Origin of the sequence: Moorena sp. SIO4E2 (assembly GCF_010671945.1) — a bacterium.
GTDB classification, from domain to species: Bacteria; Cyanobacteriota; Cyanobacteriia; order Cyanobacteriales; family Coleofasciculaceae; genus Moorena; species Moorena producens.
Genome location: NZ_JAAHIE010000166.1, coordinates 1 through 13,562, shown reverse-complemented (window position 1 = coordinate 13,562; position 13,562 = coordinate 1). Strand labels below are relative to the sequence as shown.

Annotated in this window: 9 protein-coding genes and 1 pseudogene; 4 read left to right on the top strand and 6 right to left on the bottom strand. The window is 43.0% G+C overall.

The annotated features are described in order from the left end of the window. Positions 1–325: 325 nt before the first annotated feature. The 4 genes from F6K37_RS17950 to F6K37_RS17935 all read left to right on the top strand — a co-directional run bounded on the left by F6K37_RS17950 (position 326) and on the right by F6K37_RS17935 (position 6,010). Complete coding sequence (locus tag F6K37_RS17950) at positions 326–1,507, top strand: ABC transporter substrate-binding protein (protein WP_287251441.1); 1,182 nt, start codon at positions 326–328, stop codon at positions 1,505–1,507. Positions 1,508–1,796: 289 nt separating this feature from the next. Then, positions 1,797–3,761, top strand: a complete 1,965-nt coding sequence (locus F6K37_RS17945) for an ATP-binding cassette domain-containing protein (RefSeq protein ID WP_287251439.1) — start codon at positions 1,797–1,799, stop codon at positions 3,759–3,761. A gap of 4 nt (positions 3,762–3,765) precedes the next feature. Further along, on the top strand, positions 3,766–4,857 hold the full coding sequence (locus F6K37_RS17940; RefSeq protein ID WP_287251437.1) for an ABC transporter permease: 1,092 nt from the start codon (positions 3,766–3,768) through the stop codon (positions 4,855–4,857). Between the two features lie 16 nt (positions 4,858–4,873). After that, complete coding sequence (locus tag F6K37_RS17935; protein ID WP_287251436.1) at positions 4,874–6,010, top strand: ABC transporter permease; 1,137 nt, start codon at positions 4,874–4,876, stop codon at positions 6,008–6,010. Positions 6,011–6,060: 50 nt separating this feature from the next. Here F6K37_RS17935 and F6K37_RS17930 read toward each other — a convergent pair whose 3' ends face one another. The 6 genes and pseudogenes from F6K37_RS17930 to F6K37_RS17905 all read right to left on the bottom strand — a co-directional run. Beyond that, positions 6,061–7,383, bottom strand: a complete 1,323-nt coding sequence (locus F6K37_RS17930) for an FAD-dependent oxidoreductase (protein WP_287251435.1) — start codon at positions 7,381–7,383, stop codon at positions 6,061–6,063. Positions 7,384–7,581: 198 nt separating this feature from the next. Beyond that, entirely contained in the window at positions 7,582–8,712 is a 1,131-nt protein-coding gene (locus tag F6K37_RS17925) for a geranylgeranyl reductase family protein (RefSeq protein ID WP_287251434.1), read from the bottom strand. 110 nt (positions 8,713–8,822) lie between these two features. After that, positions 8,823–10,085: an HlyD family secretion protein gene (locus F6K37_RS17920; protein WP_287251433.1), complete on the bottom strand. Its 1,263-nt coding sequence runs from the start codon at positions 10,083–10,085 to the stop codon at positions 8,823–8,825. A gap of 988 nt (positions 10,086–11,073) precedes the next feature. Then, positions 11,074–12,057 carry a hypothetical protein gene (locus tag F6K37_RS17915; protein ID WP_052308415.1) on the bottom strand — a complete coding sequence of 328 codons (984 nt, stop codon included), beginning with the start codon at positions 12,055–12,057 and terminating at the stop codon, positions 11,074–11,076. A gap of 27 nt (positions 12,058–12,084) precedes the next feature. Then, the gene (locus F6K37_RS17910; protein ID WP_008181204.1) at positions 12,085–13,296 is read right to left on the bottom strand and encodes an RNA-guided endonuclease InsQ/TnpB family protein; all 1,212 of its coding nucleotides are present in this window, start codon (positions 13,294–13,296) and stop codon (positions 12,085–12,087) included. 31 nt (positions 13,297–13,327) lie between these two features. Next, a pseudogene (locus F6K37_RS17905) lies at positions 13,328–13,562 on the bottom strand (hypothetical protein); the annotation flags it as partial.

Below are 13,562 nucleotides of genomic sequence, written 5' to 3'. Positions count from 1 at the left end.
TTCCTGAACTACTGCTGACTTTTTCAGCTGGTCACCCACCAGGAGGTATTGACTCAAACTATTACTCTGACTAATTTGTCAGTTTTACTGAGATCTAGTCTACCGTACTTTTAAAAGAGCCGCACCCTTTTTATTTAATAACACTCCCAAGACTACGGAGTCACCCAACCCATCACCTCTTGCTACGAATGCTCAAATTACTCCAACTTCAACACCTGATCAGAGTAATATTCAAGCTCGAATTAGCCTTGGGGAAAAGTCCCTAGTTAAAACAGAAGAGGTAGGCACTCCAAATCTGCAATTCCAAGCTGCAAAACAAAAGGGTATGGCAGCCATGGCTGCTGGGGATTATGACAAAGCCGTGAGTGACTTTGAAGCAGCAATTCGGAAATACCCCAACGCTCCTGAAACTCTAATTTATCTAAATAATGCTCGCATTGGTAATCAGAAATCCTATACTATTGCTGTAGCTGGACCGATTGCTACTGACCCCGATGGCACATTAGCAATTTTGCGTGGCGTTGCTCAAGCTCAAGATGAAATCAATAAAACTGGGGGAATTAATGGCGTACCCCTCAAAGTAGTCATTACGAGTGATGATCAAAATCCCGATACTGCTAAAAAAATTGCGTCAGCATTGGTCAACAATCCGGAAATATTAGCTGTAATTGGTCATTCCGCTAGTAGTGTAACCTTAGCTGCAGGAGAAGTATATAATTCCGGGAAACTAGCAGCTATCTCTCCCGTTAGTACTTCAGTAAAGTTGTCAAACTTTAGCCCTTATGTGTTTCGCTCAGTGCCAAATGATGCTTTTTCAGCCAGAGCCTTAGCTAACTACATGAACACCCAGTTGAAAAAGCAGAATGCAGCAGTTTTCTATAATTATAAGAGTGACTACAGCAAGTCTATCAAAACTGAATTTGTCACAGCCGTTTCCCTAGGAGGAGGACAAGTTGTTGATGAGGTTGACATCTCCAATCCAGATTTTAATCCTGCTATACCTGTAGAACAAGCGATTCAGCGGGGAGCACAGGTGCTATTTTTAGCTCCTAACTCAGCAGTTCTAGATCAAGCTTTGGAGGTTGTTAAGGTCAATGGTAAACGTCTAATTCTGTTGGGAGGAGATGTAATGTATTCTCCCAAGACCTTAGAGAAAGGTGCAGAAAATGCTGTTGAAATGGTGGTAGCTGTTTTTTGGGATATTGATAGCAACCCTCAGTCAGACTTTGTCCGTAAATCCAAAGCCCTTTGGAATGCCGAGGTTAACTGGCGCACAGCCATGGCTTACGATGGAACCCAAGCTTTGATAGAAGCCCTCAAACGTAATCCCACTCGTGCTGGTGTTCAAGAAGCCCTCTCATCCTCAGACTTTTTAGCCCCTGGAGTATCTGGTTCAATTCGGTTTTTGCGTTCAGGCGATCGCAATGGCTCAGTCCAACTGGTAAAAATTCTCCCGAATCAGAACACTTCCAGCGGTTACGATTTTCTTCCCATACCCTCTAATTAGTTTTAGGAGTTTTAGTTAGCTAATAGCTTACTATAATTGTGTAATAATTAACTAATAATTATCTAAATTTACCCTCAAGGTTCACGGGGGGTTAGGGGTTATCTATGTAGATAATTACAAAGGTGACATGCTCCCGATGCCGCCTTATTGCCACATAACCAGTCAATTGCTGTTGCTTGATAGAATCTGTTGACGTCTACAATCATTTTCTTCAACAGTTAAAACATCAATGCCTCCCCTAGGCAAGCCAGTGGTAATAGCACAGGATTCAATAAAATAAAAAGCCGGAATGAAACAAAATCAAGCCATTATTCAAGTAAAAGGATTACGACAGTATTACGATAAATTTGCTGCTGTCAATGGCATTGACTTTGAGGTGTATCCTGGGGAGATTTTTGGATTGATAGGCACCAACGGTGCTGGTAAAACATCCACAATAAAAGCGTTAGCTGGGGTACAAAAAGTAACGTCGGGAATGATTCGGGTCATGGGACAACCACCAGCAATGGTAAGGTCATCCCTAGGATACTTAACACAACAGTTTTCACTGTATTCCGATTTGAGTGTGGAGGAAAACCTCCGTTACTACGCTAAAATGCGTCGTCTACCCGAGCAAATCTTTCAATCTCGCCGAAAGCAGTATCTCCAATGGTTAGCCCTTAAGCCTTTTGCTGATAGATTAGCAGGACATTTATCAGGGGGAATGAAGCAAAAGCTGGCTCTATGCTGTGCATTGATTACCCAGCCCCAAATTCTACTGTTAGATGAGGTCTCTACTGGTATTGATGCTGTCTTCCGCCGTGAGATTTGGAGCTTTTTAGCAAAAATTGCTCAGCAGGGAACTACTATTGTGGTGGCAACCCATTATCTAGATGAGGCAGAACGGTGCGATCGCGTTGCCTTAATCCACAACGGCACCATTCAACAAATTGGACCTCCAGAAGATTTGCGTGCCAGTATGGAATTATCTTGTTTTGAGGTGGTGCCTGAGGATCCAATGTTGGCATCGGGGCCAATTTTTGCCGCAACTGAACAGGCTTTGCAAAATGCGATCGCAAATAACCATACTCCAGTTGTAGATCTCAAACCCCTGGGGGATCGCATGATAGTTTTTGTCAGCAAACAGGCTATCTCTGCAGAGGAGGCCATACAACAAATATTACATCTTCACCAACTACCCTCAGCTCGGATACAGCCTGCCAATCCTACCCTGGAGCATGTCATGGCCAATCATTTGCAGCGATCCTCAGGGGTAAAGGCAAGTCTTCCAGGGTTGTTATCTACAGTGTCCCAGAGATCTTCACCACCCCATAACTCAGCTTCTAATGTTAATTGGATAGTGAAGGTAGATCAGGTCAGCAAGGTTTATGGTACTTTTCAGGCCGTGCGATCGCTAAGCTTTACTATTAGTCGAGGTGAAATTTTGGGACTGCTCGGGGCCAATGGTGCTGGCAAAACGACACTCATGAAGCTCCTATGTGGTCTGCTGCGCCCCAGTAGCGGAAAAATTTGCTACACATCTGAGCATTTGCCACCCCATTCACCCTCAGTAAAACAAAGAATTGGCTACATGAGTCAGAAATTGACGTTGTATCCAGACTTAACCATCCTAGAAAATTTGTCTTTTTTTGGTCGAGCTTATGGAGTTCCTCGTCAGCAACGTAATGCTCGCATCGATTGGATACTTCAGACTTTTGGCTTAACCCAGTCCGCTAATCAACGACTTAGAAATCTATCTGGGGGGAATAAACAGCGAGTAGCTTTCGGAGCCGCTATTCTACACGAGCCAGATATCCTGTTTCTAGATGAACCTACCAGTGGCATGGATATTCTGGTGCGACGGCAGTTCTGGCAAATTCTTCAGGGGTTTGCCCGCCAAGGTACAGCGATTGTTGTCACTACCCACTCTATGGAAGAGGCGGAATACTGCACTAATTTGCTGTTTATGCGGTTGGGAGAGCTAATTCTGCAAGGGTCTCCTGCCGCTATCAAAGCCCAGCAAACCGTTACCCTCGTAGAAATTTTGTCTGCCTCTCCCAAAAACACCCTGTATAGCTTAGAACAACAATTTGAGCCTTGGCGCATGGTATTTATGGGCGATCGCATCCAGATGATTCTGGATCAGCCGTCACATATGTCCCAGCTACGGAATTATCTAGCTTCGGTAGAAGTCCAACCTCACCAAATCACTCCCATCCCCTTCTCCTTAGAAGCAGCGTTTCTCAACATTTCACAACATCCTAAGAAAAGGTAGCGCGATGGACAGGATTTTGGCTCAGTGCATCAAAGAACTGGCGCAATTTCGTCGCGATCGCCTAGGGGCAGCATTGGTATTCTTGTTGCCTTTAATGACCATGCTGATTTTTGGCTTTGCCATTCGCCTTGAAATTAAGGATGTACCATTAGCCGTCAGAGATTTTGACAATAGCCCCCTCAGTCGAGCCTATATTGAGCAGGTTTTTGCCACTAATCAGTTTAAGCCTGTAGCAGCTACCACAACCGATGGTATAGATTTGCTTGATCGGGGCATCGCTCAAGCAATAGTGGTTATTCCTCCCGACTTTTCACGGCAATTGAAAAAGGGAAAAACCAATGCCCTCCAGGTTTTAATCGATGGCACAGATGTGAACAATGCTCGGGTCATCCAGAACAGCCTTCGTGCTACCACTCAATTTTTCTTGGAAAAGCAAGGTTTTCAGACTCAGCGTCCCGATGTTTTCGCTCATACCCGTATCTGGTTTAATCCGGGTCGAAAAGAATCTCTTTTTATTGTGCCGGGTGTTTATGCCGTCATTTTATTTAGTTATCCTGGTTTGATAGTAGCAATGGCGGTGGTACGGGAGAAAGAACAAGGGACGTTAGTTCAGGTCAAAGCATCAGGGATTAGTGCTTGGGAGTTTCTTCTGGGGAAGGCTTTGGCCTATGTACTGATTGCCATTGGCGAAGCGGTACTGTTGATGGGGTTGGGGGGGTTGCTGTTTGACCTTTGGCCAGTAGCAAATCCTTGGCCGCTGCTAGTGGGCACTGGGCTGTTTTTGATGGTCAGTGTGGTTTATGGACTGGTAGTTGGCGTTTATTCCAAGCAAGCCTTGGTTGCTGTGCAGAGTGTTATGAATACTGGACTTTTAATGTCTACCTGGCTGTCAGGTTTTATTTACCCTGTGGAAAATATTCCTTGGCCACTGTCACTGGTTGCCAATGTCGTGGCAGCTCGTTACTATATTGAACTCACCCGAGATGCATTTGTAGTAGGTGTGGGCTGGCTTCGTATTGGCCATGTTATTCCTATTCTATTCCTGCTGACAATTGGAATGTTCATGTTATCGTGGTGGCGAATTCGGCAGATATAGAAAACCGTAATCCAGCATGGCGAAGAGGAAGCTCGGATTTTTCCCAGGTAAAGGTGTTTGGGCAGTTGTTCTCAAGGAAATGACCAATATCTTCCGCGATCGCCAGCTTATTACCACAATTGTCTTGGTACCAGTTTTTTTCGTGATGTTTTACGGCTTTGCCCTTAACCCCAGTGTTGAACAGGTTAGCTTAGGGGTAGTGGACTATGCCCAGACTTCAGCCAGTCGAGAGTTTGTGGCGACTCTAACTGCTAGTGATGTGGTTGTGCCCACTGTACAAACTTTACAAGAAAAGAATTTAGAGCGATCGCTACTGGCAGGAAAAATCAAGGTTGCTCTTGTAATTCCGCCAGAGTTTGATCAGCAACTCTCTCAAGGTAACTTAGCTGAGGTGCAACTCCTGATTGACGGTGTTGATGCTAATCGAGTCGGTATTCTTCAGGGTTATTTGAGCCAAATCATCCGTCAGTATCGCTATCGTAATGACAATTCCCCTGACTCTTCCCTGATTAATCTACAGACAACTATTCTATATAATCCCGGACTGGTGAGCAGTTGGTATTTTGTGCCGGGGGTATTGGGGGTAATTTTGACGGCAATTAGCACTTTTGCAGCTTCCTCCACCATGACAGCAGAAAAAGATTATGGCACTTTTGAACAACTTTTGCTTACTCCCCTACTTCCTTGGGAAGTGCTTCTAGGCAAACTGCTTCCCCTTTTGGGGATTATCCTAGTCATGGTGCTAATCACAAACGGGTTTAGCCAAGTTGTCTTCAACCTACCATTTCGTGGTAGTTGGCTAATGTTTATGACTAGCACAATTGTTTATATTCTGCTGACATCTGAACTAGGACTAATCTTAGGTCTGCTAAACCAGAATATGCTACAAGCATTCCTGACCACGCTTTTTATTAATGTGCCTCTAGTGCAGTTATCTGGAGCTTACACCCCCATTGAAGCCATGCCTCCTTTGTTTCAAGGATTGACCCTTCTAGATCCACTGCGCTATTACATCTTGATCCTGCGTAGTGTTCTACTAAAAGGAATTGGGTTTGATCTGTTGTGGCAACCCTTACTTTTACTGGTGATAGTAGCCGTAGGATTGTTTATCCTATGCTTATATATTTTTAAGTGGCAAAATTATCATAATTAACCTGAATTCGGGATAAATTAACCTGTGATTAACAGTAGATCTTAGGCATTTTATAGCATAGGTTTGGGCTTGAATAAACGTTTACCTCTCCGCAGAATTAGCTGATTTAAGGCATTGATCGTTTTAAACCAACGGGAATGGCTGTGCAAAATATGACGGTAGGGGATAGTGGTTTCTGATATCATATCCACTAAAGAGGAAGCCCAAAACTTGGGAAACCAGCGATGGAGTGTGCGATCAAAAACGTGCTTCAGCAACAATAGACCTACTAGATAAATATTTAAAGGAAACAGGCTATGGCTTATTTGCTCTAGGGCGATCATATCGGGGCGACGGCATTGGGTATATTTAGGGACAGCTTGGGTTAAGTTATCATCATATTCATCTAGCAGTTGGTTAAACACTAGACCATCTTCAAGAGCCGCACTGCATCCCTGGCCGATAATGGCTGAAACGCCGTGAGCGGCATCTCCGACTAGCAAAACACTATTGCCAAAGTGGTAGCGACTACACCTCACCGTTGTTGTTTCAAAGAAAGGCTTCTGGGCAAAAGCATCGACTTCTTCGGGTGATATCAACTGCCTGAAATCCCCCATATACTTTCTGAAGAAGGTTAAAACCTCTGAACCCGATGAAATATTAGCTAAACGATTATACCCTCGAGCAAAGCAAACTATACCGTTGTAATTTCCATTGGGTGTAGGCCAAAACAGAAGACTTCCAGACGATCCCAAAGAATACAAATGAACACTATCCCTATTTAATTTCAACTCAGGGTGATTTTCAGGACAGCGCAGCGTTAAAGTTTTAAGCTCAATCGGACTTTTGCGGAGCTTGACCTCAAGACCGGTTTTATGGTGTAGTATATTTCTGACTTTAGACCGTACCCCATCAGCTCCAATCAAAAGATCGTAGGCGCATGGTTGATAGCCTGAAGCTGACTGAAAAACAGCCGATTTTGCTTCTAGATTGACAGCTATACATTCGTGTTTGAAGTGTATATTTAGGCGACTAGCATCATAGCGTTTGGTCAAGGTTTCTAAAAGAAGATTGGTGAGGACATTGCGCTCGATCAGGAGTCGAGGTTGTTTTCGAGAAATAGATTGAACGACTCCACGGGAATTATGGATTTCTTGTCCTAAAGCCATTGTTCCCCGTTCTATTGCCAAGGACTCTAAACCAACTTCACGAAGGGCGGCTCGTCCTCGAAACCCTAGGGAAATAATGTGGGAGCGAGCAGTTGACACAGGATTAAGTCTTGGATCAGAGCGTTTTTCATATAGCTCGACACAATATTTACTGTCACGTCGCAACAAATAGTGAGCCATTAATAGTCCGCAGGGTCCAGCACCAACAATGATTACAGTTTTCATAAAGTCCATTTTATAAAATTGTTTTATTACTATTCCTCCATCATGATAGTTACTTAAATTTTCAGGTTATACATTGATCTTCGTCACACAAAACTATTTATTTTTATGCTATACTGGGCTTTTACTGATAAGTAAAAATTATGTGATGTGGAAGCTGTTTTTAAACAAGGGCTTCCACATGAGCTTAACGAGGGAGTCTCAAAAAGTTAGGGAGCTTTCTAAGAGACTAATAGCGCGGTTTACTAGATTAGAATACTGTAACTCTCCAGAGAAAATTCGGGTCATGGTAGCAATAGCGGAAGGTCGTTGCAATACTACTTGATAACCTAGTTTCTGGAAACGCCAAAATACTTGGGCTAATCTTTTAGCTGAACTCATCTCTTTGCCCCATTCCTGAGTTATAGTTTCGCTGTATTGTTCTAAAGCATCCATCTGATTGGCTAGAGCCTTATCGATAGCTTCTGCAGCTTTCATCCCACTAAAAATCGAAGGACGGATGCCTTCAGCGGTGAAAGGATCTACCACACAAGCTGCTTCTCCAGCTAAGACTGCATTTTGGGTGTGTAGCTTCTGATCACCATTCCACAGGAAAATAGGATGACCAGATTCAGTAGCAGTAGCTAAATCTAGCTTAAACATAGTCCCATAATCTCGAATAATATTTTTGAAATTTTGTGCTTTACGTTTTTCACCAAATGCCCCTGCTCCCAAAGAAAAACCATCTGCCTTGGGAAAATTCCAGACATAGCCACTGTGAGCCAAACCCAACTCAAAATAAATATTAATATCCGTTTGATTTTCTATCGGTATTTCAAATTCTAATGCCCCTGCTACTATTTTTTTTTGTTGCTGAAAACCTAACCATTTACTCATTTTACCTTTGGAGCCATCAGCAGCAATTAAGTAATGTCCTGTAAACGATTCTTGATTGGTATTAATTAACCAGCGATCGCTTTTAAATTCAATGCCGGTGACTTCCGTATTATCTTGAACTTTTGCACCATTTTGTTGTGCTTGTTGCACTAAAAAATGATCAAATATATCTCTTTTAACCATCCAAATAGGATAATTTTTGATATCAACTTGAATAGCATTTTTTTTATTATAAGTCAAATAAACGGCATTGGTTTTCAGAGAAATAGCAGGACTAAAATCAAAATCAAACCATTCTTGAATTACCGAAGATACACCACCACCGCAAGGTTTAGAACGAGGTAAAGATGCTTTTTCTAAAACTAAAACAGAATGTCCCTTTTTTGATAAATGATAAGCAGCGGTTCCCCCAGCAGGCCCTGCACCAACAATAATACAATCAAATATCTTTGTCATGCCCCCAATACCCCATTTTTTTTTACAATGCCGGACTCTGCGCCCCTGAAGCAAAAGAATCAAAATTACTTTAATGCTATGATAATCTTAACCCATCCAGAAATAGGAATTTAATTCGCCTTCAATTCAGTAATAATTTCCGCATCTGCTGGCATCCCTGGTTTTGCCAATCCCCCAGGATTATCAATAGTTAATTTAATCCCAAAGACTTGTCTCACCCGGTCTTCTCGAAAATAGATATTCTCGGGAGTAAAGGATGCTTGAGTATCAATAGTAGTCACTGTAGCACTTAAAGGTTGATCTGGGTCTGAATCAAGAAATACCTTAGCTTTCTGTCCTACTCGAATTTTGCCAATATCTCCTGCAGGAACGTATCCTCGTAGATAAACATTGTTGGGATCGATCACCGTTAAGAGTGTTTGACCAGCACTAACTATTTCGCCCGGTTCAACCAGACGAGTAATAACCACACCATCAATGGGACTGGCAATTTCCAGATCAGTTATTTTGCTTTTAATTTCTTGTTGGAAAGCTTTGGCAATCTCAACTTCAGCTTTAACCATAGCCAGTTGTAAACGAGCCTGGGCTAACTGAGTTTGTAATCTGCTTAGTTGAGCGTTGATAATCTCTGGGTTTAGAGTAGAGGTTTGGGCTTGTACTAACTGACCCTGTGCTACGTTTACTAATTTGCCGATGGCATTAACTGATGCTTGACTTGCTTTAACAGTTGCTTGGGCTTTTTTAAAAGTTGTCTGAGCTTGGTCAAATTGTTGTTTGCTTACGGCTCCCTGTTCCACCAATTGAGCAAAGCGATCGCGATTAACTTTCGCTAAGTTTAATTGAGATTGAGCTTCTTCTAACTTAGCAAACGCTTCATTAAGTTGAGCAACATTAGCGGCAACTGATGCCTCAGCTTGTAAGACTTGACCTCTGGTATCTTCTTGTGCTTTTTTGAGATTTAGCTGCACCTCCAGAATTTGACTTTCGACTAAATTGATTTGCAGACGGGCTTGAAGTTCTTGTTGCTGAGCAGAAACTAAACGAGCAGTAGCACCTTTTAACTTAGCTTTAATTTCTTGATCGTCAAGCCGCACAATGTTCTGATCTTTGTTTACTTCTTTCCCTTCCTGCACAGCGACAAAATTAACTCTACCTCCAACTTTCGTACCAATATCAGTTTCGTCGGCCTCAATCCGCCCACTTAGTAGGATTGTTCTATCTTGGGATGTTGATAAAAAATACTTGCTTGACACAGCTATCCCAGCTAGGCTTAAACCCAATAGGCTCAGTAGTAAAGGATAAATTTGCGGCTTCGGCTTGATAGTTTCCTTATTTTTGGCATTTTCTTGATCTAAAAATAGAGATTTATCCATAAAGACTTCTTTTTTTGGTTTCTCATAAATACATCGGGGCTAAAATCCTAACTTATTGACCAAATTGCCACGCAAGTTACTCCTCCATGGGAGAAGGAACACCTTTAGCATTTAACCTTAACATGTCTGACAAGTTTCGTATCAGTCACCCTAGTAGGGGGCTAATGGTGCTTGTTTAACCGATCCTATTGAAAATTTTAACCTTCTGCTTCCTAGGGCACCAGACCTAAGCAACGAGGGTGCGCTGAAGGGATTACAACTCCTTCAACACCAGTTAGTCTAAACTCCATAATCATGAATTATATAATCAACTTTATTCCTTAACTGGAGTTTAGACTAATTCTCGTTCACCGGAAACTTGCCTTCCGAGAGTAGTCACATTGACTTACTCAACTCAAACCCTTGATAAATAGTCATTACAGCAAATTTTAAGGCACTTGTCCTCAGCCAGTGCTATGAGTCAATTGTGCGATGTTCCGTTCGCGCATCGTCTGGCACTGCCAGTAAGGAACCGCTAAAAGCGATTGGCCTACGGCCACGCTAAGCGAACGCAAGACGAGTTGAAGAGTTTGGAAAATGCAGCCCTAATCCCAACTCGGCAAAAAAGACAAATAATCAAATCGCCCAGGACTATCTCAAACGCTCTAAGGTTCTTGAGGCATGGGTTTCAATTCCTAATTGCTTTTTATGAAGTTTCTTTAAACCCCAAAATTTAGTCTAAAGTCCAGTCCTTAAAAAATGACTTGTATTACGATTGAAGTGCTGACTATTGGTTTCAGATATCCTCTTAGAGGTTGTCTGAGAAGTTTCATTTGTTACATCCAAGCCCCCTAAATCCCCCAATTTTGGGGGACTTTTAGAAGCAAATTGACTCTTGTTCCCCCCAAAGTTGGGGGGCTAGGGGGGCAAAATTCAGTATAAAAAAACTTTTCAGATATCCTCTTAGGGGATATTTAGCGATAAACACTCAAAACTTAACACTTAACACTCAATGTTGAAACACCGAATCCCCTGCTTCAACCCGGAGATTACCTATTTTCCAACCTAGATAAATTGGTCCATTCCCATTAATTGGTTTGTATAGGTCAACGTGTTTTGACCAGTCATGTTTATTACCATTTCGGATCAGACTTGGCAAGTCATTTTTAGGATTGTGGGTCAGTTGAAGACTCTCACCAGTGCTACCAATCCACTGCACTTTACCTAGGTCAATTTCACGTAAATCTAACTGACTTTTTTCCTTAACTGCCTGTTTAAAATCCTCATAGTTACCATGAGATTCTTCTTCTCCCACTTCTAGAGCAAAGCCAGCATAGCTATTGCCTAGGGTTGTTGCCTTAAGAGTTTTTTCCTGACTATAGAGCTGGGCAAATTTCTGGTTCGGTATAGCCACCTCAGTATAGGTATCCAAATTAATCGAGCGAATCGCTAACCAGGTTTTCTCCAGTTTAAAGAACCAAATCCCGTCTTCTATTTCTGCTTGAGCCGTCTTAGGTAATTGGAAAAAGAATGGTCTATCCTTAGCTGGTCTTAACCAAAGAACTAGGTTACGGTATTGCCCAACTTGGTCTCCCTGATTTTTTCCTGGCTTCACCCAAGCGCCACCAGTATTAGCAACAAAAAAATCCACACCCCGCTCTTGATTGTATGCCATTAGCTTGAATGGCCCGACATCACCAGCGGGGAACTCACCAGCCAAACTCCCCAACTGATAGGTATGACCAAAAAAGGTCGTTTCCCAATATCCTGGTTTATCCTCACCTCCAGGTTTCCAATTTTCGTAGACTGGTTTACTCGCCAGAATTTCCACAGGCTTCTGAAACTGCTTACGAGCTAACTTTACCACCGCCTGGGGAGGTCGATAGGCGCTAGTAATTACGTGAATCACATCCCGTTCTGGCTTAGGATTGACTAAGGTAACATCGCCAAAATAAAGCCAGAACAGACGGGCAGCACTGGCTCCGTACACCACATTACTTTTGCCTTGACACTCCCCGGTCTAAAGACGCGGGGATTCTTTGTTCGCAGACTCGACTTGCTTAACCAGGTCGGAACCAGGAAAAGTAGAGGCCAAATCTCCCAAAACGTTCGGATCTAGGATCCAGGTTCCGGTGTGCCCCACCGTACCCAAGGCTCTCTTGAGGATATTGATGGCAGCGTTGTGGTCGCGGTCTAATTGACAACCGCATTTGCAGGTGTGAGTCCTAGTTGATAGAGACTTTTTTACGACCTCACCACACTCAGAGCAGTTCTGGCTAGTGTAGGCGGGGTTGACTGCAACAGTGACCCTGCCAAACTTAGTTCCAAAATGCTCCAACCATTTCCTAAACTGATACCAACCCGCATCATTAATAGACTTGGCCAGACAATGATTTTTAACCAAATTCCTAACCCTTAGATCTTCGTAGGCAACCAAATCGTTAGATTGGATTACGCAACGTGCCAGTCTCTTGGCGTGTTCTTCACGTTGCCGACTTATTCTAAGGTGTGTCCTACCTAGTTTATTAACAGCTTTCTTGCGGTTGGATGAGCCTTTATTTTTTCGAGATACCCGACGCTGATAAAACTTTAAGCGCTTTTCACCAATCCGATAAAACCGGGGGTTAGGTTCAGTTTTTCCAACGGAATCCGTGTAGAAATCCTTCAGCCCGACATCTAACCCGATGGCTGTTCCAGTTGGCTCCAGTTCTTCCGTTATGTCAACTGAAACACAGAACTGGACATAGTAGCCATCAGCTCGTCGAACTATCCGAACCCGCTTAATTTGCTTCTTATCAAAGCGCCACAAGTCCCAATTACCCTTGAGTTTGAGCTTCCCAATTCCCTTCTTGTCCCTGAACACGATCGACTTTTTATCTGGGGACAATTTCCAGCCAGACTGTTTGTATTCAACCGATCTGCCACGCTTTTGGAACTTTGGGAAACCTTTTTTTTCAGGTACCTTTTTTTTGCAATTGTCAAAGAACCGAGAAATTGATGACCATGCCCGTTCAGAACTGGCCTGACGAGCAGTAGAGTTCAATTCATTAGCAAACGGGAACTGATGGGCTAAAACTTTGCTGTATTTCGACAGATCGTATTTATTGACGCCCTTGTTGTCCATCCAATATCTGAGACAACTGTTTCGGATAAAACGGGCTGTCCTAATCGCCTCATCAATAGCCAAATATTGAGGTTTTTTGCCGTATGCCTTGAACTCCAGAATGATCATCAGTCTGGACCTTTAACTGCTTTATTTTATTCTACAAGATTCCGGAAAATCTCTGAATATTTTTCACGGCGGCTAAAGCCACCATCTCGCTTTCATCCCCAGTCTTTAGACACGGGGCTGAAAGCATCGTTGATTCTTTGTAATCCCGCTTAGTCGGTCCACCAAAACCACCTCGATAATATTTCACTGCTGCCGCCGCTGACATCCAATCTAGAGCCGCTTTGGCCAGTTGTTTCACCTCCGGCTCCTTCGCAAAGTCGTAGAGA

Bases quoted from the DNA above. Each gene is read 5' to 3' on its own strand.
- F6K37_RS17925 (WP_287251434.1), bottom strand. From the start codon at position 8,712: ATGACAAAGATATTTGATTGTATTATTGTTGGTGCAGGGCCTGCTGGG.
- F6K37_RS17950 (WP_287251441.1), top strand. From the start codon at position 326: ATGGCAGCCATGGCTGCTGGGGATTATGACAAAGCCGTGAGTGACTTT.
- F6K37_RS17945 (WP_287251439.1), top strand. From the start codon at position 1,797: ATGAAACAAAATCAAGCCATTATTCAAGTAAAAGGATTACGACAGTAT.
- F6K37_RS17910 (WP_008181204.1), bottom strand. From the start codon at position 13,296: ATGATCATTCTGGAGTTCAAGGCATACGGCAAAAAACCTCAATATTTG.
- F6K37_RS17930 (WP_287251435.1), bottom strand. From the start codon at position 7,383: ATGAAAACTGTAATCATTGTTGGTGCTGGACCCTGCGGACTATTAATG.
- F6K37_RS17940 (WP_287251437.1), top strand. From the start codon at position 3,766: ATGGACAGGATTTTGGCTCAGTGCATCAAAGAACTGGCGCAATTTCGT.
- F6K37_RS17920 (WP_287251433.1), bottom strand. From the start codon at position 10,085: ATGGATAAATCTCTATTTTTAGATCAAGAAAATGCCAAAAATAAGGAA.
- F6K37_RS17935 (WP_287251436.1), top strand. From the start codon at position 4,874: ATGGCGAAGAGGAAGCTCGGATTTTTCCCAGGTAAAGGTGTTTGGGCA.